Here is an 18,409-nt window from a genome sequence, read left to right on the forward strand (position 1 = left end):
AGCGGTACACGAGGCTCGAACTCGTGACCTCGACCTTGGCAAGGTCGCGCTCTACCAACTGAGCTAGTACCGCATTTCTAAATTTTAACTCCAATTTCTTTGGTGAGAAATTGGAGCGGCACACGAGGCTCGAACTCGTGACCTCGACCTTGGCAAGGTCGCGCTCTACCAACTGAGCTAGTGCCGCATTATGGTTAGTCAGTAATTTGTCCGTTGATGCGCGACACGTCGCGTTCAACATTCCGGCAACTGAGCTAGTGCCGCATTATGGTTAGTCAGTAATTTGTCCGTTGGTGCGCGACACGTCGCGTTCAACATTCCGGCAACTGAGCTAGTGCCGCATAATCGCTTGCTCAAGCACACTAACCCCGCGGGGGTTATCGTCTTGAGCGGGGCAGGATTCTACAATAATACGATGTGTTTGCAAGTGTTTTTTACAAATTAAAGAATTTTTCTCTGTATACCTTCAATTCCATAATCGAATCTTTAATGTCGTCTAAGGCAAGGTGAGAGCCTTTTTTATTCACTTGAGCGAGCACTTCTGGTTTCCAACGTCTAGCAAGTTCTTTAATCGTACTTACATCAAGGTTGCGGTAATGGAAAAAATCTTCGAGTTCACGCATATATTTATTCATAAAGCGTCTGTCTTGCCCAATTGAGTTACCGCACATTGGGGATGCACCGGCTGGCACCCATTGCTTTAAAAACTCTAATGTTTGCGCTACCGCATACTCTTCATCAAACGTACTTGCTTTACAACGCGCAGTTAAGCCTGATTTACCGTGCTGAGTAGTACACCACTCATCCATACCATTAAGTAATTCATCGCTTTGATGAATAGCAATAGTTGGCCCCTCGGCTAATATATTAAGGTCTGCATCAGTGACAACAGTTGCAATTTCAAGTATTTTATCGGTTGCTGGTTCAAGTCCGGTCATTTCCAGATCGAGCCAAATTAAGTTTGATTTATTAATAGTCATAATTACCTTAAACGGTGCTTTTCTTTAGATCCAACGCATTTCGATATATCATATTAGCATCAACCGTCGAGCTAAAGCTTTTTTTATACCAACTCGGTTAAGTATTATTGCGAATTGGTATTATGCTCAAAGCCGACATTTAAACAAGGTTATAGGCCAAACGTGGCAAAACAGAAAAAATTAAGTAAAGGCCAATCGCGTCAGATCAAGGCCAATCATCAAAAGCGTATTAACAGCGCAGGTTCAAAACCAGCTAAAAAAGGTGCCCAAGAGTGGCAGGCAGATAATTTAGGTCAGGTTGAAAGCGCTATTGTAATCAGTCGATTTGGCCAGCACGCTGATGTTGAAACGCAAAATGGAGACGTGCTTCGCTGTAATATACGCCGAACTGTATCTAATTTAGTATGTGGCGACGAAGTATTATTTCGTCGCGCTAAAGTAAGTGAAGGCGATTTAGCCGGAGTTATTGAAGCAACACAAGAGCGTCGCTCGCAACTTACTCGCCCCGATTTTTACGATGGGGTAAAAGTAATTGCTGCAAATATTGATCAAATACTTATGGTTTCTGCTGTATTACCTGAGTTTACCCCTAGCATTATTGATCGCTATTTAATTGCCTGTGAAGACATGGGTATTGAGCCTATTTTAATCCTCAACAAAATCGACTTAATCGGCGAAGCCGGCCTTAAAGATATTCAAAACGTGCTCGATATTTATCGCACATTAAATTATCGCGTACTGCTTGTCAGCAATATAACCGGTGAAGGAATTGATGAACTTAAAAACATGCTTGTTGGTAAAAATAATATTTTTGTAGGTCAAAGTGGCGTGGGTAAATCAACCCTAGTAAATACTGTACTGCCAAATGCCGAAATATTAACGAAAGAGGTATCCGAAAACAGTGGCTTAGGCCAACACACCACAACGGTATCACGCCTTCATCACTTACCCACTGGCGGTAACTTAATTGACTCGCCGGGTATTCGTGAATTTGGGTTGTGGCATTTAGACGTTGAGCGTGTGACTTGGTGCTTTAAAGAATTTAGAGAATTTATAGGTGGATGCCGCTTTAGAGACTGCAAACACTTAAATGACCCGGGCTGTATAATTAAAGAAGCCGTAGCCAATGGCGACATTTCGCAACTACGCTTTGACAGCTACCACCGAATTTTAGAATCAATGGCCGATGGCCGTGCCGGCGCTCGTGCGCCGCGTGTATAATTAAGGAAAAATACCGTGAGCTTAGACAAATTTAAAATCGCAATGCAGTACGCAATGCCAAAACACTTTATTTCGCGCGTTGTGGGTAAATTAGCAGCTGCAAAAGCCGGTGCGTTAACAACAACGCTTATTAAACTGTTTATCAAGCAATATAAAATAGATATGAGTGAGGCTAAATATTCAGACCCGTCTCATTACAAAACATTTAACGAGTTTTTTACTCGTCCACTCAAAGACGGCGTTCGTCCAATGGTTGAAGACGCTGATACAATAATTCATCCAGTAGATGGTGCAATTAGCCAGCTAGGCGACATAGTTGATGGGCAGCTTATTCAAGCCAAAGGCCACGACTATAGCTTGCAGGCACTTCTGGGTGGGTCTGAGGACGATACTACTGCGTTTTTAGGTGGTAAATTTGCAACTATTTATTTAGCACCGAAAGATTACCACCGTATTCATATGCCTATTGATGGCACATTAAGCAAAATGATTTACGTACCGGGCGATTTATTTTCGGTAAATCCGCTTACAGCGCAGAATGTTCCCAACTTATTTGCGCGTAACGAGCGTGTAGTGGCTATTTTTGAAACGGAAATAGGTCCACTCGCTATGGTATTGGTAGGCGCAACTATTGTCGCTAGCATAGAAACTGTTTGGGCCGGTACTGTTACTCCACCAGCAGGTAGTGATGTATTTAGTTGGAATTACCCGACCAGCGGTGAAAACGCAATCACATTTAAGAAAGGCGAGGAAATGGGTCGCTTTAAATTAGGCTCAACGGTAGTGCTTGCATGGGGTGCTAATAAAGCAAACATACTAGACGATCAACTACCAGAAGTGGTTACTCGCTTAGGTACTGCGTTTGCAAAAATTAAAGAAAGTGAAGAGCTATAAGTTTTTAGTTTTTAGTTTTTAGTTTTTAGTTAAAGATTAAAAGCACCGCGTTTATGACAAATGCGGTGCTTTTTTATTGGTAGACAATGAGCTTGCTCATGTTAGAAGCGCAGCTTCTCATGGCTTAATCCCAAGTTTAGCCCCGCGAATTACCTCTTATTTTATCCACCACACTCTTTACAGTTTAAATCTTTAACTACTTTAAAATGTTGCTGCTTTAAACTCAGCGCATCAAAGGTAATAAATGCACTCCCCTCAACATGCCCGAGTAAAAAATTAAGCGTAAGTTGTGCCTGCATAGAACCAACAATCCCTAATAAAGGGCTTATTACCCCCGCATTACTACAATTAATAGCGGGTGCTTCACTCGTTTTTGGAAAAATACAGCCGTAGCAAGGGCTTTGAGTCTGTGTGAAATCAAAGCCCATTAACTGCCCGCTTGTCGCGATAGCAGCGCCAGCTATTAAACGCGTTTTATTCGCTAAGCAATACCGGTTAACTGCATAGCGAGTGGTAAAATTATCTGAGCAATCAAGTACTACATCGGCATTGCTTAAAAGCTCAGCGCAATTCTCGTCATCAAGCTTTTTACTCTGCGTTACTATATTTATTTGATTATTGAGGCTCGTTAATACTTTACCAGCGGCCGCTACCTTACTTTGTCCTAAATGATTAACTTTATAAAGCACTTGGCGCTGTAGGTTTGAAAGCTCAACGGCATCATCGTCTATTAAAATAAGCGTTCCAATACCTGCCGCCGCTAAATACAAAAGTGCTGGACTGCCTAAACCGCCTGCACCGACTACAGCAACAGTGGCAGACTTTAGTGCTAACTGCCCTTCTAGCCCCACTTCTTTTAATAATAAGTGGCGGCTATAACGCAGGGCTTCTTTATCGCTGAGCTTATCCATTTGGCTGGTTTATAGCACTTTGTAGCGAGCTAATAGCTGCAATATAGTCATCCGCTTCACTAATGGCCCTTACTACCGCAACACTACCGACGCCTGTATTAGCAACTTCATTTGCGCGGGTTAAATCAATTCCGCCAATGGCAACCGTTGGGTAGCTTTGCATTAATGGCACACACTTTTTAAGTTTATCGAGCCCTTGTATTTGCCCTGTCATATCTTTGGTCGTGGTTGGATAAATAGCGCCAAATGCCATATAACTTGGTCGGTAATTATGCGCACGCAGCATTTCATAAAAGCCATGAGTCGAAAGCCCAAGCCTTAAACCCGCCTCTTTAATGGCGGCTAAATTAGCAATGTCTAAGTCTTCTTGGCCTAAATGCACGCCATAAGCACCGTGCTTTATTGCTAACTGCCAGTAATCATTTATAAATACGTGAGCGCGGTACTTTTTACCCAGTTCAACAGCCTGTTTTATGAGTTCATCAAGCTCAGTCTCAGTTTTATTTTTAACACGTAATTGCGCTGTTTTAACCCCTTGCTGTAAGCACTTTTCTAGCCAGTCATTACTATCAACAACCGCGTACAAGCCTAATTGTTTACTTTCACAAGGTGCAAAATCAGCGGCCATATTAAACTCAAGCGGCACATCAAAATCAAGTTCATCACCAAGCCAGCTACCTGGCTCTATAACTTGAGGATAGTCATCTAAATATGTAGGAAATGATGTTTGCGCTACAGGCCCTATTCCTTCACCGTATCTAACCGACTGCTTTAAACCTTGGTTTATATAAGCTTTGGCTAAAATAAAGGCATCTTTTAGTGGGTAATCTTTTGCTAAACACGCTGCAATAACCGACGCCATACTGCACCCCGTACCATGGTTGTGTGGGGTTTGAATTTTTTTATTACCTAGCCAATATTCTTCATTATTTTGTATGCAGTAATCAATACAGTAACCACTAGGGAAATCCCAATGCCCACCTTTAATAACCACTGACTTTGCTCCCCAACTTAGCAGTTTATTTGCTGCGTCTTTAACGGCGCTTGGGCCAATTAAATATACGCCGGTTAATAATTGAGTCTCGTGCGTGTTAGGTGTTATTACATCCACCAGCGGCAATAAGCACTCTTTAATAGCGCTTACGGTATCTTCTTCGGTTAATACATCCCCGCTTGAGGCAATAGCAACGGGGTCGTAAACAATCACTGGTGGAACTGGCCATTTAGCTTTGTAGTGGCTTATGTGTTCACTGATTAATTGAATTTGCTGCACATTTGCTAACATGCCAATTTTAATTACTTTGGCCTTCATGTCTTTTTCAAGTGCCAAAAGCTGTGATTCAATAATATCGGTAGACACCGCATTAATAGCTTCTACACCTAAACTATTTTGCGCCGTAAGCGCGGTAATTGCGGTACAGCCATGTACACCAAAACTTTGCATTGCCTTTATATCGGCTTGAATACCTGCGCCACCGCCAGAATCAGATCCGGCAATTGTCCACACTACGTTATTCATATATTTTATTTCCTTACTGCTGATGCCAAAACGGCATGCCCATTGTTGGAGTTGAGGGTGCTGCGAGGTCTTTTTCAGGCATTGCTTTAGCGTTATACGCAAAACGCCCTGCCTCAACCGCCGCCTTAAATGCACGGCTCATAGTTATTGGGCAACCCGCCCCAGCAATGGCTGAATTTAATAATACAGCATCATACCCTAATTCAAGCGCTTGGCAGGCATGCGACGGTAAACCTAACCCTGCATCCACAATAAGTGTTGTATTTGGTAAGCGCTCACGAATCGTTTTTAAATTGTAACTATTTAACAAGCCTTTTCCTGTACCTATTGGTGCCCCCCATGGCATAAGCACTTCGCATCCTAGGTCATTTAAACGCTGACAAAGCACTAAATCATCGGTGCAATAAGGCAGTACTTTAAACCCATCGTTAATTAGTATTTCTGTGGCTTCAAGCAAAGCAAATGGATCAGGTTGCAAGTTATAGTCATCACCTATCAGCTCAAGCTTAATCCAATCGGTAGCAAATACTTCACGACACATTTGAGCAAGGGTTACCGCTTCTTTTACGCTGTGACACCCGGCCGTATTGGGCAATATTTTTAAACCCGTATTTTTTATCAATTGCCAAAAGTCATCACCTGCTTCTGCACTTTGCTGGCGCCTTAGTGATACCGTGACAACCCCCGCTCCGGATGCTTCAATTGATTGCGTCATAATATCTGGCGATGGATACAAAGCGGTGCCAATTAGTAATCGGCTATTAATTGCTTCACCATAAATATTTAACGTGTCTTTTACTTGCATGCGCCTACCCACCTTGAATGGGCGATAACAATTCAATGCTATCCCCTTCATTTATAACAAAACCGTTATGCTGACTTTTTGGTATAAATACGCCATTAACAGCCACCGCATAAGGGGCAATTGCTCCATACTCTTTTAATATCTCAAGTAACGCATCAGAGGTTAAATCTAAAAGCTCACCGTTTAACGTAATCTTCATTTAATACTCACCTATGTACGATAGCGCTTGTGCAACAAGAACAGGGGCTAACATATAGCCATGACGATATAAGCCATTAATGCTAATAACATTTCCTGATTTTTTTACTTGCGGTCTGTTGTCACTAAACGCAGGGCGAAGCCCTGTTTGAACCCCTAATAAACGCCCTTCTGCAAACCCACTATGCACAGTGTAAGCTGCCGACAATAGTTCTAGTGTTGAACGAACAGTGGCTGGGCCGCTGTCTTGCGATTCAATTTCAGTTGCACCAATGACATATTCATTATTAGGTTTTGGTGCAATATAAATAGGATACCGCGGATGCATTAATCGCACTGGGCGCGTTAAATTAACTTCTGGTGCATAAAGTCGCGCAACCTCACCTCTTACACCACGAAGCAGTTGCTCCTTTTTTGCCCCCAGCCCTCTGCAATCAAGAATAAAATCAAACGGGCGATTATTAATTTCACCATTTTTGATAGTTACCCGCTGATTAAACACAAACTTTACTTTTCGCCTGTTAAGCATGCTGTAGCTTGCTTTATAAAAGGCTTGATTATCTATTTGCCCTTCACAGGGTAAAAACACACCTTGGCTAAAACGATTCGCAAGCTCAGGCTCTAACTGCGCTATTTTCTGAGCATTTAAAGCCTCAGCATTGTGCCCAGCTATGGGTTTTATTCGCTGGGTAAAGCTTTGTAGGTCGCCTTTATCTTGTTGATGTGCAACCACTAATGTGCCTTGCTGCTGAAAAAACACATCGTGTTCAAGCTCTTCTATTATTTGTGGCCAGCGATTAATCGAATCCAATCCCATTTGCGCTAAATCGGCTTCACACAATACCGACTCAGCCAATGGCGCAAGCATAGCTGCTGCAACTTTGCCTGCACTATTGAGAGCATGTTCATCATCGGCCTCAAACACGCTCACATTGTGCTGCTTACTTAGCTCAAGTGCAGCAAGCCTTCCTGCTAAACCAAATCCAACAATGGCAATATGGTACTGCATAAAAAATCCTTCATTGGCTGGCCGCGAGTCACAAACTACATGCAATCTTGCGCTAAGGTAGCCACCTCATTGCACGTAGTTAGATATCCGCAGCCTAAGGTCGAGTTATATCGCTTTGTGATAAATTTCAGAGCCCGTTTGCTTAAACTCCTCTGATTTAGCTTTCATTTGCGCTTCTACATCAATCATTTTAATTTCAATAGCCTCACCCGCGTTATTGGGATCAATACCACGCTCCTCTAAATCGTTAGCGTAATCGCGTACTTCTTGGCTGATTTTCATAGAGCAAAATTTAGGGCCACACATAGAGCAAAAATGAGCTACTTTGCCCGACTCTTGTGGCAGTGTTTCGTCGTGATATTCGCGGGCACGTTCAGGGTCTAAACCAATATTAAATTGGTCATGCCATCTAAACTCAAAACGCGCTTTTGACAAGGCATTATCGCGCTCTTGCGCGCCTGGGTGTCCTTTAGCTAAATCGGCGGCATGCGCTGCAATTTTGTAGGTAATTAAACCTTCTTTGACGTCTTCTTTATTTGGTAAGCCTAAATGCTCTTTTGGCGTTACATAACACAACATAGCACAGCCATACCACGCTATTTGCGCCGCTCCAATGCCCGATGTAATGTGGTCGTACCCTGGTGCAATATCGGTTGTTAGTGGGCCTAGAGTATAAAATGGCGCTTCCCCACAATGTTCTAGTTGCTCATCCATGTTGGCTTTGATCATGTGCATTGGCACATGCCCTGGCCCTTCAATAAATACTTGTACGTCATGCTTCCATGCTATTTGTGTTAGCTCACCTAATGTACGTAACTCACTAAATTGTGCTTCATCGTTAGCATCAGCAATAGAGCCTGGGCGAAGGCCATCGCCTAATGAAAAACACACATCGTATTGTTTTAAAATTTCACAAATATCTTCAAAGTGCGTGTATAAAAAGTTCTCTTTATGGTGCGCTAAACACCATTTGGCCATAATAGAGCCACCGCGCGATACAATACCTGTAACACGTTTTGCCGTCATAGGTACGTAGCGCAAAAGCACACCGGCATGAATAGTAAAGTAGTCAACGCCCTGCTCTGCTTGTTCAATTAAGGTATCGCGGAATATTTCCCACGTTAAGTCTTCAGCTACACCGTTTACTTTTTCAAGGGCCTGATAAATGGGCACAGTACCAATGGGTACAGGCGAGTTACGTACTACCCACTCACGTGTTTCATGAATATAGCGCCCTGTTGATAAATCCATCACGGTATCGGCGCCCCAACGAGTCGACCACACCATTTTTTCTACTTCTTCTTCAATAGATGAAGTGACCGATGAATTACCTATATTAGCGTTCACTTTAACCAAAAAGTTACGGCCAACAATCATTGGTTCGGTTTCTGGATGATTGATATTGTTAGGTAAAATTGCGCGGCCGCGTGCTATTTCGTCACGTACAAATTCAGGGGTTATAAAATCGGGAATACTCGCGCCAAATGACTCGCCCTTATGCTGCGCAGCTAATAACTCTTCGCGAATCTTTGCACGCCCCATATTTTCTCGCACTGCGACGTATTCCATCTCTGGCGTTACAATACCTTGGCGGGCGTAATGCATTTGTGTGACATTTTTGCCCGCTTTACCACGGCGAATTTTTGGTAGGTGATCAAATCGAATATGATCAAGTCCATCATCAGCCATACGCTGCTGTGCAAACTGCGAGGTGACCGAATCGAGTACTTCTGTATCGTTGCGCCCTGCAATCCATTGCTCACGAAATTTTGGTAACCCTTTACGTACATCTAATTCAAAATTTGGATCTGTGTACGGGCCCGATGTATCGTAAACACGAAGTGGCTCATTAGATTCATACACCGGATTTTCGTCGGTGCCACCAATAAACGTATCACTGAGTGTTATTTCGCGCATACCTACACGCACACCTGGCTGGCTACCTTCAACGTACACTTTTTGAGAATTTGGAAATGGCTGCCCTGTTAAATTATAAATATATTCAGATGCAGCTGCACGCGTTTCGCGACGCGATGATTTATTTGTAGTGTTTGACATGACTTACCTCATAACTAAAGGGTTGTCTTGTCAGATATTCCAAAAGGAATAGAGAAAGATCGTAAAGTAGCTTCATGCCACTTCGCAGCCTATAAAAATGGGTATCGCTTTATTGCACGCATAAAAAAAGACGCACAAGCGTCCCGTTTTAGGCAGCTTGTTCCCTACGCAGGTATTAACCTGATCAGGTTCACGGATCCCGCTTTCGCGATCTCAGCCTAAGTAACATACTTAGGCACTCCGACAAGTATATAAATTGTTCGTTGATTTAATAAGCAATCTTATTAAATCTGCGTTGAGTGTACGCCAGTTAAAAAAGACCCGCAAGGGGTCATTTTTTAAAACTCTAAAATTTATTTAGCTACAAATACAAACTTTTGCTCGCCTTGCATAACTAATTTTTGACCTTGCATGCTAAGCGTTGCACCTTGCTTTAACGTTTTTAAAAACTGCTGTTCAAACTTATCTGTTTTTTCGCCGCAAGATTTTCGGGTCATTCCAACTTTTTGCACACTAAGGCTACTTTCGTTAAGTTCACCCTCACCAAAAAATCGGTTACATCCTGCAAACCCATTTACTTGAAGCGCTTCTATAAAGCTAACGGAGGCCGTGTATTGCTCCTCTAAGGCTAAATCATCAATTGTAGATAACTGCCATTGTGTGTATTTTAGCTGCTCACTGGTAACGGTCCCTGTTGATGCGCAACCAACACATAAACCGATTATAAGCATCGGTATTGCTGCTAATTTCATACTGCTACTAACTCATTGTCTAATTAATGTCATAATAACAATATTTATGCGATTTATCCGTTAAATTTGCATGTTTTAAATGTAATTTTTTGTTCATAAAACGTTATATATAGAATATGAGTTAGCCTAAATCATTATTGTTGAATAGGGTTTGCATTTCGGGTGGTAAAAAAGGACGCCCTTTTTCGTTCACCGCAGTACCTATTACTTTTGCTTTAAGCATCACTTGCTGGTCGTGTTTACGTACAATAGTTTGCTCAAACGCAAACTTTAAACGACTTAGACGAACGGGCTTTACAGACACATAAAACTCATCTTCTGGCACCAATGAGTGCTTGTAATCAACTTCACTACGAATCACAACTAAATTAACTTTTTGCTTAGCAAGTAATGCAAAGTCAACACCGTTCGAAAATAGGAATTCATGGCGGGCATGTTCTAAATAATTAAAATAAACACTGTTATTAACGATCCCTTGTAAATCACATTCGTAATGACGTACTTTAAAATCAACTTTAAAAGTCATATTAGTAATCCTAGTTTTTTTACGTATAATCGCTGCGTTATAACACAGGTATAAAAATAATTACTAGGGTCAGTTTGTCTTTTAAGATTAAGACTTAAAGGTCAACAGACCCCAGCATAAGCCCCTAAAATGGAGTTAAGTAACAAAATGAACTTACGTTTGTCTTTAATCACTGCCGCACTTTTGCCGCTAATGAGTGCCCCTTTTTCAGCTAATGCTGATGATAGCGACATAGAAAAAATAGTGGTCACCGGTGACTTTCAACCAGAAACTATTCAAACTTTAAGTGCCAGTGCAAGTTTACTCAGTGAAGAAGAAATAAGCCTACGTGGTGCAAGTTACTTAGACGAAATATTAGGCAGTGCCGCTAACGTAAACTTCACTGCGGGTGCGTCTCGTGGGCGTTTTATACAAATTCGTGGCGTGGGTTTACGCTCACAATTTGTTGACCCTATTAACCCTTCGGTTGGTTTAGTTATTGACGGCATTAACTACTCTGGCCTTGGTGGCAGTTCATTATTATTTGATATTGACCAAGTAGAAATTTACCGTGGACCACAAGGAACACGCTTTGGTGCAGACGGCATGGCCGGTATGATCCAAATGCAATCAGCTAAAGCAACTAGCGATCCGAGTTTAAAACTGCACTTAGGTGCTGGCACATACAACAGCCATGAAGCAGGCCTTGCAGCAAGCACTGGTTTGACCGACGATACAACGGCTCGTGTTAGTTACTTTCGCAGAAAATCTGACGGCTACGTAGACAACTTATACCTGAACGAGTCAACACAAAATCAAGACGAGCAAGTTGCACGCTTCAAATTAAATTCTCAGCTTACTGAAAACCTAAACACTGAGTTAAATTTTCATTATATTGATATAAACAATGGTTACGATGCCTTTACGCTCGACAACAGCCGCGACAGCGTTGCGGATGAACCAGGTCAAGATAACCAAAAAAGTTACGCGGTAGGTATTGCTAACACTTACACGGGTTTCGATAAATTTGATGTAAGCCTTAATGTTTCAGCAATCGATAGCGAGTTACTTTACAGCTACGATGAAGACTGGGTATGTAATGATATTAACGAGCCGCAACTTTGTGCTGCAGGCTTACACCCTTGGGGTTACAGCTCTACTGATATTTATAATCGCGATCGCGATGATCAATCAGCTAACTTACAGTTTAACGATAAAACCGGTAACTGGGTTGCGGGTCTTTATTATCAAAACCGCGATGTTGATTTAGAGCGCCAATACACATGGCTTGCAAGCCCATTTGCCTCTACCTATGAAACCAGCAATATTGCATTGTATGGTCAAGTAGCAACCCCTATTGGCCCAAAAACCACTTTAATAACAGGCCTACGTGTTGAGCAATACCAAGGTGATTACACCGACAGTAACGGTTTTATACAAGAAACCGACGATGTTATGCTCGGTGGTAAAGTCGCGCTTGAGTATCAAGTAATAGATCGCACTATGATCTACGCAAGTATTACGCGTGGCTACAAAGCCGGTGGTATTAACTCTGAAGCGCTTGCAAAAGCAAAAGATGAAGGCCTAAACCTAGACGCTAACTTTTTTCAACAGCACACCAGCTTCGACCCTGAATACTTATGGAGCGGTGAGTTTGGCGTTAAAGGATCATCACTTGATGACGCTTTAACGCTTCGCTTAGCAGCATTTTATATGCACCGCGACGACATACAGTTAAAAGCATGGCAAGTTGAAGGCCAGCAGTTTACAGGCTACGTTGATAACGCAAGCTCTGGTAGTAACTACGGCCTCGAAATTGAAGGTAATTACCGACTCACCGACAACCTATTATTAACCGGTAGCGCTGGTTACTTAGACACAGAAATAGATAACTTTGTAACGCAATCTGGTTTAAACCAAGATGGCCGTGAACAAGCCCAATCGCCTAAGTACCAATATGCATTTACTGCACGCTACAATTTTACCAACGCTTTTTATGCCATGGTGGGTATTGAAGGGAAAGACGATTACTACTTCTCAGATAGCCATAACTCTAAAGCGCCTAACAGCAACTTAGTTAACTTAAGCTTTGGTTACGACGCTGACATGTGGTCAGTTCGTGCATGGGCACGCAACGTGTTTGATGAAGCTGTGCCGACGCGTGGCTTTGAGTTCGGTAACGACCCACTTGATGGCTACGAAACGCATACCTACACACAATTAGGTGAGCCAAGAGTAGCGGGTATAACGTTTACGTTAGAGCTGTAAGTTCTCAGTTAAAGATTAGAAAACACCGCGTTTAATTAAAGCGCGGTGTTTTTATTTGTAGACGTTGAGCTTGCTCACGTGAGAAGCAACGCCTCTAATTACTTTAATTTAAGTACAATCGATACAATCAAACAACCTTTCAAAGCCTCGCTTTAACGCGCCAGCAAGCTGTGTGCCTACAGGGCAAGTATCACGCTCTATCTACATCAAAGGCAATTACATCTTTAATTTTGTCTTTGTTAGTTGCTAGCATTACCAGCCTATCAATCCCCAATGCTACGCCTGAACATTGCGGTAAACCATGCTCCAATGCAGCAATTAAGCGAGAATCCATCGGAACTTGTTTTAAACCGTGCGCTTCACGATACTGGTTATCTTCATCAAAGCGTTTAGCTTGTTCTGTTGCGTTGGTTAGCTCGTTAAAGCCATTCGCAAGCTCCATATTTTTATAATAGAGTTCAAAACGACCAGCGACTCGCTCATCGTGTTCACAAATTTGCGCTAATGCCGCTTGTGAGGCAGGAAAATGATAGACAAAACAGGGTTTAGTTTGCCCAATGCTCGGTTCTACTTTCATACAAAATAACAGCTGTAGCAAGGTATCTTTATGAGTTTCGTTTTTAGCTATGTCAGCAAAGCCGTGCTTACAAGCATGCGCCTTTAGTTGATCTAAAGATGCTGTCAGTGGATCCAGGCCTAATACTTGTTTAAATGCATCCTGGTAAGTAATACGCGTTGCTGGCTCCACATTAAGTACACACTGCATTAGCTCATCCATTTCATCCATCAATGCAAATTCGTCAAACCCAGGGCGATACCACTCAAGCATCGTGAACTCAGGGTTATGATGGCTGCCCGCCTCTTCATTTCTAAATGCTTTGCAAAGCTGAAAAATAGAACCTGAACCGGCCGCTAACAAGCGTTTCATTGCAAACTCGGGGGATGTTTGTAAATAAAGAGGCAAACCACCAGCATGCCCGGGGCCCATAAATGAAGTATTAAAACTTGCCAAGTGAACATCAGTGACACTAGCAGCACTTAAGCTCGGTGTTTCTACTTCCATTACATCTCGTACGTAAAAAAATTCACGAATTGTGCGTAAAATTTCTGCGCGTTGTTTTAATGTTTTTATATTTGCGCTGGGCGCCCAAAGTGTTGCTGACATATTTTCTCCAAAAAAAATCCCAGCATAGGCTGGGATTCATACCAATTCGCTTAGGCCGTGTTGCTCTTTGCGAATTGGTATTATTAAGCTACGTTAAATATTACTTAACACGGCCTACGTACTCACCACTGCGGGTGTCTACTTTAATTACTTCGCCAATTTGAACGAATAATGGAACACGAACTACTGCACCCGTGCTAAGTGTTGCTGGTTTACCACCCGTGCCCGCTGTATCACCTTTTAGGCCAGGATCTGTTTCAGTAATCTCAAGCTCTACAAAGTTTGGTGGAGTAACTGCAATTGGGCTGCCATTCCATAGTGTGATAGTACATACATCGTTTTCAACTAACCATTTGCCAGCATCGCCTAAAGCTTTCTCGTCAGCAGCAATTTGCTCAAATGTTTCGTTATTCATGAAATGCCAAAATTCACCGTCTGTATAAAGATACGCTAAGTCCGTATCCATAACATCAGCACCTTCAACCGATTCACCTGATTTAAAGGTTTTTTCAAGTACCTTGCCAGAAATAAGCTTGCGGATACGAACACGGTTAAACGCTTGGCCTTTACCAGGTTTTACCATTTCATTTTCTAAGATACTGCAAGGCTCGCCGTCCATCATAATTTTTAGGCCGCCCTTGAACTCGTTGGTGCTATAATTCGCCATCGTTTCCTCTATTTTAATTTTTTCGAGTAATCTACGTGCCAATGATACAAAGAAATGAAGCAAATTTGCATAAAAACTGGCAAAAAGAATTAGCAAATGTAGTTACCTGTCCAAAAACCTTGCTTGAAATGGTTGGTTTATCGAGCCAAGTCCATGAAAACGACCTAAAAGCTCGCAGTTTATTTCCGGTACGGGTGCCAGTGCCTTTTATAAAAAAAATGCGTAAAGGTGATGCAAACGATCCTCTATTGCTACAAGTTATGCCTCGTCATCAAGAGTTTTTAAAAAAATCGGGGTTTAATAAAGATCCTTTGCTTGAGCAAGACAACTCCCAACCCGGGGTTTTACATAAGTATAAATCGCGTGTTTTAGTTATGTTTAAAACCGGTTGCGCGGTAAATTGTCGGTATTGTTTTAGACGTCATTTTCCGTATCAAGAAAACCAACTTAATAAAAAAAGCCTGCTAGATGCCCTTAGCTATATAAAATCAGATACCAATATAAACGAAGTGATCTTAAGTGGTGGTGACCCGCTTATGGCCAAAGACGATGCCATTAGCTGGTTTTTAGATGAGCTTGAAAAGTTACCGCAAATAAAACGTATGCGAATACACAGCCGTTTGCCTGTCGTAATACCTGCGAGAATTACCGACGAGCTATGTGCCCGCTTACAAAAATCACCACTAAAAATTGTATTTATAAACCATATAAATCACGCCAACGAAATAGATGGTGAGTTTAAAGCTGCAATGCAAAAGCTTAAACATGCAGGCGTTATGCTATTAAACCAAGCGGTTATTTTAAAAGACGTGAACGATACGGTTGACGCACAAATAAATTTAAGTGAAGCGTTATTTGATGCCGACGTGCTGCCGTATTATTTGTATTTGCTAGATAAAGTTGAAGGCGCAAGTCACTTTGACATTAACGAAGAGCAAGCAATAAAAATAATGGCAGAGCTTTTAAAAGCTCTGCCCGGATTTTTAGTGCCTAAATTAGTAAGAGAAATAGGCGGTCAAAAAAGTAAGACCCCTATCGACCTCAAACTTATTTAGGACGACATTTAAACGTATACGTTTATGTTATTACCAAGTGTTGCAGTCACCGATTTAGCCGGTGTTTGCGCACTTGATGATTGCGCAGCACCTTCAATTAGTGCAAGCGCAGCTGCGCCGTCTGCCTGTTGCTGTTTTTTAGCCAAAGAAGCGCTGTAAACTTCACCACTTTCGCTAGCCCCTGACATAACGGGTAAACTTGAACCTGATATATTCATATTACTAACCTGACTTTTAAATGTAATCCACGTATTATATCGGCCATGCAGTACAAAGCTTTAGGAAAACCATGGATTCTATAATTGAACAACTCAACGCTAACTTAAAAATTGTTTATCGTCAGGCACTTGATGCCGACAAAAAACTAGACGAATTACAACAACAAGGCCATGGTAAATTTAAAGCCTTATTTGGAAAAGACGCTGGTTTTGACTTTGAAGCAAAGCGTTTCAAACCCTATGTACTAGACGTTGCAGCAGACGTAGAAAGTTTATCAACCGATGGCTTTAACGAAGAAAAGTTAAAAGCGACCGTCATTAAATTACAACAGTTACTCACTTTACTTGCCACGTTTAAGTAACCAAAGTTAATCACTTGCCGCTCTTAAGCGGCAAGTTAACTCAATCAATACTTGTTAATACTTGTTCGCCAAACCACTGTGTGAGTAATCTTTTTTCGTGGTCAAATGACTCCTCTCGGCCTCTTCTTATTCTATCCATAAAGCCCATGTCTTTGAGTTCAACATCATTTGCTTCACTTATTACATCGCCTTCTTTATTAACTAACGAATAGTTCAGATTAATACGTGGGAAAAAAATAGGCTCAACAACGCGAATTTCACTTGTGCCACTAAAACGTACATCACCAGCTAAATCAATATCTGTAATTTCGACATTCAGCTTATAATCTTTTGGCAGTTGCTCAGCAAGCTTGGAAAAATGTTTTTCAAACTGCTTCGTAATTTGCTTATGGTAAGACGCTTTAGTTTGGTTTGATGCACGCACATCGCGATAGTCTTTAAAGTCATGCCACTTAACTGCAGACTCGCCAGCATGTGTAAATAGTGGCAATACAACACACAGTGCCATTGAAATTTTTGTAACTGAGTTCATAACTATCTCCAAAAAGTAATCCATAACACAATGTATATGGTGTGACTTTGTTGCTTACCTTAATTAAATAATCCTAACAGATATATATTAACTATAACTTAATCATAGTTGTTAAATGTAATTATAAACGAACAAAATGTAATCTGATGTACCTTTTAAAACTACTTTAAACCATCTTCTTTGCAAACAAAAAATTAAATATAAAGCATGTAAACTATGCCATTTTATGTTGAAATTAAAACAACTGAATAAAGAACCCTACGGAGCTTTCATGACTATTTTAGTAACCGGTGGCGCAGGCTATATTGGCTCGCATACCGTTTTAGAACTTTTGCAACAAGGAAGTGATGTTGTTGTTATAGATAATTTAGCAAATTCATCGCAAGAGTCTCTGGCTCGCGTTAAACAAATTACGGGAAAAGAAGTAACTTTTTATCAAGGTGACATACTCGATAAAGCTTTTTTAGATTCAGTATTTGCAAAGCATACGGTTAACAGCGTTATTCATTTTGCAGGCTTAAAGTCGGTTGGCGAATCGGTTGCTAAACCAGTAGAGTATTACCAAAATAATGTGCAAGGCACGTTAACCTTAGTTGATGCTATGCGAGATGCGGGCGTATTTAAGTTAGTGTTTAGCTCATCTGCCACCGTTTATGGTGACCCGGCAAGTTTACCTATTAAAGAAGACTTTCCTGTTGGTGGCACAACTAACCCATACGGTACCTCAAAATTGATGGTAGAAATGATGCTCCAGGATATCGCTAAATCTGACGAGCGCTTTGCGTTTGCTATTTTGCGTTACTTTAATCCAGTAGGTGCTCACGAATCGGGCCTAATTGGTGAAGATCCTAATGGCATTCCTAATAATTTATTACCATTCATTGCTCAAGTAGCAGTGGGTAAACTCAAGCAGTTAGCCGTATTTGGTGATGATTACGACACCATTGATGGCACAGGCGTGCGCGACTACATTCACGTTGTAGATTTAGCTATTGGCCACTTAAAAGCGCTTGATAAAATAGCTACAAATACGGGGGCACTTGTCTATAATCTTGGCACTGGTAATGGCTATTCTGTTCTGCAAATGGTTAATGCATTTATTAAAGCAAGTAACCAAGCAGTACCATACCAAGTATCACCTCGTCGCCCTGGCGATATTGCTGCATGTTACGCCGCACCAGAAAAAGCCCTTAATGAGCTGGGCTGGGAAGCTAAACGCGGAATTGATGCCATGATGCAAGATACATGGCGCTGGCAGTCAAACAATCCAAATGGCTACAGTAAGTAAAG

At 41.7% G+C, this 18,409-nt stretch carries 19 protein-coding genes, 2 tRNA genes and 1 riboswitch; of the genes, 6 read left to right on the forward strand and 15 right to left on the reverse strand.

Annotated features, from left to right (window positions below; translation table 11 throughout):
* From R0J88_RS17130 to orn, 3 genes are all read right to left on the reverse strand, one after another.
* Positions 1-73: transfer RNA gene (locus R0J88_RS17130), tRNA-Gly, on the reverse strand.
* A gap of 38 nt (positions 74-111) precedes the next feature.
* A tRNA-Gly gene (locus R0J88_RS17135) sits at positions 112-187 on the reverse strand.
* Positions 188-434: 247 nt separating this feature from the next.
* Complete coding sequence (gene orn / locus R0J88_RS17140) at positions 435-980, reverse strand: oligoribonuclease (protein ID WP_008130263.1); 546 nt, start codon at positions 978-980, stop codon at positions 435-437.
* A gap of 162 nt (positions 981-1,142) precedes the next feature.
* Between orn and rsgA the strand changes: the two genes are divergently transcribed.
* Both rsgA and asd read left to right on the forward strand, forming a co-directional pair.
* A complete protein-coding gene (gene rsgA, locus R0J88_RS17145; RefSeq protein ID WP_039036361.1) occupies positions 1,143-2,201 on the forward strand; it encodes a small ribosomal subunit biogenesis GTPase RsgA in 1,059 nt (352 codons plus the stop codon).
* A 15-nt stretch (positions 2,202-2,216) separates the two neighbouring features.
* Positions 2,217-3,095: an archaetidylserine decarboxylase gene (gene asd / locus R0J88_RS17150; protein ID WP_039036360.1), complete on the forward strand. Its 879-nt coding sequence runs from the start codon at positions 2,217-2,219 to the stop codon at positions 3,093-3,095.
* Between the two features lie 161 nt (positions 3,096-3,256).
* Here asd and R0J88_RS17155 read toward each other — a convergent pair whose 3' ends face one another.
* From R0J88_RS17155 to R0J88_RS17190, 8 genes are all read right to left on the reverse strand, one after another.
* A complete protein-coding gene (locus R0J88_RS17155) occupies positions 3,257-4,006 on the reverse strand; it encodes a HesA/MoeB/ThiF family protein (protein WP_410900525.1) in 750 nt (249 codons plus the stop codon).
* Complete coding sequence (gene thiE / locus R0J88_RS17160; RefSeq protein ID WP_410900526.1) at positions 3,999-5,525, reverse strand: thiamine phosphate synthase; 1,527 nt, start codon at positions 5,523-5,525, stop codon at positions 3,999-4,001. The genes R0J88_RS17155 and thiE overlap by 8 nt, the downstream gene beginning before the upstream one ends.
* A 13-nt stretch (positions 5,526-5,538) precedes the next feature.
* The gene (locus R0J88_RS17165; protein ID WP_039036358.1) at positions 5,539-6,330 is read right to left on the reverse strand and encodes a thiazole synthase; all 792 of its coding nucleotides are present in this window, start codon (positions 6,328-6,330) and stop codon (positions 5,539-5,541) included.
* A 4-nt stretch (positions 6,331-6,334) separates the two neighbouring features.
* On the reverse strand, positions 6,335-6,529 hold the full coding sequence (gene thiS / locus R0J88_RS17170; protein ID WP_410900527.1) for a sulfur carrier protein ThiS: 195 nt from the start codon (positions 6,527-6,529) through the stop codon (positions 6,335-6,337).
* A complete protein-coding gene (locus R0J88_RS17175) occupies positions 6,530-7,537 on the reverse strand; it encodes an FAD-dependent oxidoreductase (protein WP_410900528.1) in 1,008 nt (335 codons plus the stop codon).
* A 105-nt stretch (positions 7,538-7,642) separates the two neighbouring features.
* Positions 7,643-9,595: a phosphomethylpyrimidine synthase ThiC gene (gene thiC / locus R0J88_RS17180; RefSeq protein WP_008130246.1), complete on the reverse strand. Its 1,953-nt coding sequence runs from the start codon at positions 9,593-9,595 to the stop codon at positions 7,643-7,645.
* Positions 9,596-9,739: 144 nt separating this feature from the next.
* A riboswitch (TPP riboswitch) is annotated at positions 9,740-9,848 on the reverse strand.
* A gap of 100 nt (positions 9,849-9,948) precedes the next feature.
* Entirely contained in the window at positions 9,949-10,347 is a 399-nt protein-coding gene (locus R0J88_RS17185; RefSeq protein ID WP_235591582.1) for an META domain-containing protein, read from the reverse strand.
* Positions 10,348-10,468: 121 nt separating this feature from the next.
* Positions 10,469-10,873: an acyl-CoA thioesterase gene (locus tag R0J88_RS17190; RefSeq protein ID WP_058428325.1), complete on the reverse strand. Its 405-nt coding sequence runs from the start codon at positions 10,871-10,873 to the stop codon at positions 10,469-10,471.
* 129 nt (positions 10,874-11,002) lie between these two features.
* On the opposite strand from R0J88_RS17190, the gene R0J88_RS17195 reads away from it, so the two are divergent.
* Entirely contained in the window at positions 11,003-13,120 is a 2,118-nt protein-coding gene (locus tag R0J88_RS17195) for a TonB-dependent receptor (protein ID WP_410900529.1), read from the forward strand.
* Positions 13,121-13,310: 190 nt separating this feature from the next.
* Here R0J88_RS17195 and epmA read toward each other — a convergent pair whose 3' ends face one another.
* Together epmA and efp are read right to left on the reverse strand one after the other, a co-directional pair.
* A complete protein-coding gene (gene epmA, locus R0J88_RS17200) occupies positions 13,311-14,285 on the reverse strand; it encodes an elongation factor P--(R)-beta-lysine ligase (protein ID WP_410900530.1) in 975 nt (324 codons plus the stop codon).
* Between the two features lie 100 nt (positions 14,286-14,385).
* Complete coding sequence (gene efp / locus R0J88_RS17205; RefSeq protein WP_006792061.1) at positions 14,386-14,952, reverse strand: elongation factor P; 567 nt, start codon at positions 14,950-14,952, stop codon at positions 14,386-14,388.
* Between the two features lie 41 nt (positions 14,953-14,993).
* Here efp and epmB point away from each other — a divergent pair, with 41 nt between their 5' ends.
* Positions 14,994-16,007 (forward strand): EF-P beta-lysylation protein EpmB, encoded by a 1,014-nt coding sequence (epmB, locus tag R0J88_RS17210; RefSeq protein WP_410900531.1) that lies wholly within the window; start codon positions 14,994-14,996, stop codon positions 16,005-16,007.
* Positions 16,008-16,015: 8 nt separating this feature from the next.
* On the opposite strand, the gene R0J88_RS17215 is transcribed toward epmB, so the two are convergent.
* Positions 16,016-16,225, reverse strand: coding sequence for a hypothetical protein (locus R0J88_RS17215; RefSeq protein WP_006792059.1), 210 nt, complete (start codon positions 16,223-16,225; stop codon positions 16,016-16,018).
* Between the two features lie 71 nt (positions 16,226-16,296).
* On the opposite strand from R0J88_RS17215, the gene R0J88_RS17220 reads away from it, so the two are divergent.
* Positions 16,297-16,587 (forward strand): hypothetical protein, encoded by a 291-nt coding sequence (locus tag R0J88_RS17220; RefSeq protein ID WP_006792058.1) that lies wholly within the window; start codon positions 16,297-16,299, stop codon positions 16,585-16,587.
* Positions 16,588-16,627: 40 nt separating this feature from the next.
* Here the strand turns inward: R0J88_RS17220 and R0J88_RS17225 are convergent, their stop codons facing one another.
* Entirely contained in the window at positions 16,628-17,119 is a 492-nt protein-coding gene (locus tag R0J88_RS17225) for a DUF3016 domain-containing protein (RefSeq protein ID WP_008130229.1), read from the reverse strand.
* Between the two features lie 271 nt (positions 17,120-17,390).
* On the opposite strand from R0J88_RS17225, the gene galE reads away from it, so the two are divergent.
* Positions 17,391-18,407 carry a UDP-glucose 4-epimerase GalE gene (galE, locus tag R0J88_RS17230; protein ID WP_039036351.1) on the forward strand — a complete coding sequence of 339 codons (1,017 nt, stop codon included), beginning with the start codon at positions 17,391-17,393 and terminating at the stop codon, positions 18,405-18,407.
* The last annotated feature ends 2 nt before the right edge of the window (positions 18,408-18,409 follow it).

Source organism: Pseudoalteromonas sp. SIMBA_162 (genome assembly GCF_046535955.1).
Lineage (GTDB): Bacteria > Pseudomonadota > Gammaproteobacteria > Enterobacterales > Alteromonadaceae > Pseudoalteromonas > Pseudoalteromonas marina.

What these genes read in the sequence shown, in the direction of transcription:
- orn (WP_008130263.1), bottom strand. Translation starts at nt 980, where the DNA reads ATGACTATTAATAAATCAAACTTAATTTGGCTCGATCTGGAAATGACC.
- R0J88_RS17155 (WP_410900525.1), bottom strand. Translation starts at nt 4,006, where the DNA reads ATGGATAAGCTCAGCGATAAAGAAGCCCTGCGTTATAGCCGCCACTTA.
- thiE (WP_410900526.1), bottom strand. Translation starts at nt 5,525, where the DNA reads ATGAATAACGTAGTGTGGACAATTGCCGGATCTGATTCTGGCGGTGGC.
- R0J88_RS17165 (WP_039036358.1), bottom strand. Translation starts at nt 6,330, where the DNA reads ATGCAAGTAAAAGACACGTTAAATATTTATGGTGAAGCAATTAATAGC.
- thiS (WP_410900527.1), bottom strand. Translation starts at nt 6,529, where the DNA reads ATGAAGATTACGTTAAACGGTGAGCTTTTAGATTTAACCTCTGATGCG.
- R0J88_RS17175 (WP_410900528.1), bottom strand. Translation starts at nt 7,537, where the DNA reads ATGCAGTACCATATTGCCATTGTTGGATTTGGTTTAGCAGGAAGGCTT.
- thiC (WP_008130246.1), bottom strand. Translation starts at nt 9,595, where the DNA reads ATGTCAAACACTACAAATAAATCATCGCGTCGCGAAACGCGTGCAGCT.
- R0J88_RS17185 (WP_235591582.1), bottom strand. Translation starts at nt 10,347, where the DNA reads ATGAAATTAGCAGCAATACCGATGCTTATAATCGGTTTATGTGTTGGT.
- R0J88_RS17190 (WP_058428325.1), bottom strand. Translation starts at nt 10,873, where the DNA reads ATGACTTTTAAAGTTGATTTTAAAGTACGTCATTACGAATGTGATTTA.
- R0J88_RS17195 (WP_410900529.1), top strand. Translation starts at nt 11,003, where the DNA reads ATGGAGTTAAGTAACAAAATGAACTTACGTTTGTCTTTAATCACTGCC.
- epmA (WP_410900530.1), bottom strand. Translation starts at nt 14,285, where the DNA reads ATGTCAGCAACACTTTGGGCGCCCAGCGCAAATATAAAAACATTAAAA.
- efp (WP_006792061.1), bottom strand. Translation starts at nt 14,952, where the DNA reads ATGGCGAATTATAGCACCAACGAGTTCAAGGGCGGCCTAAAAATTATG.
- epmB (WP_410900531.1), top strand. Translation starts at nt 14,994, where the DNA reads ATGATACAAAGAAATGAAGCAAATTTGCATAAAAACTGGCAAAAAGAA.
- R0J88_RS17215 (WP_006792059.1), bottom strand. Translation starts at nt 16,225, where the DNA reads ATGAATATATCAGGTTCAAGTTTACCCGTTATGTCAGGGGCTAGCGAA.
- R0J88_RS17220 (WP_006792058.1), top strand. Translation starts at nt 16,297, where the DNA reads ATGGATTCTATAATTGAACAACTCAACGCTAACTTAAAAATTGTTTAT.
- R0J88_RS17225 (WP_008130229.1), bottom strand. Translation starts at nt 17,119, where the DNA reads ATGAACTCAGTTACAAAAATTTCAATGGCACTGTGTGTTGTATTGCCA.
- galE (WP_039036351.1), top strand. Translation starts at nt 17,391, where the DNA reads ATGACTATTTTAGTAACCGGTGGCGCAGGCTATATTGGCTCGCATACC.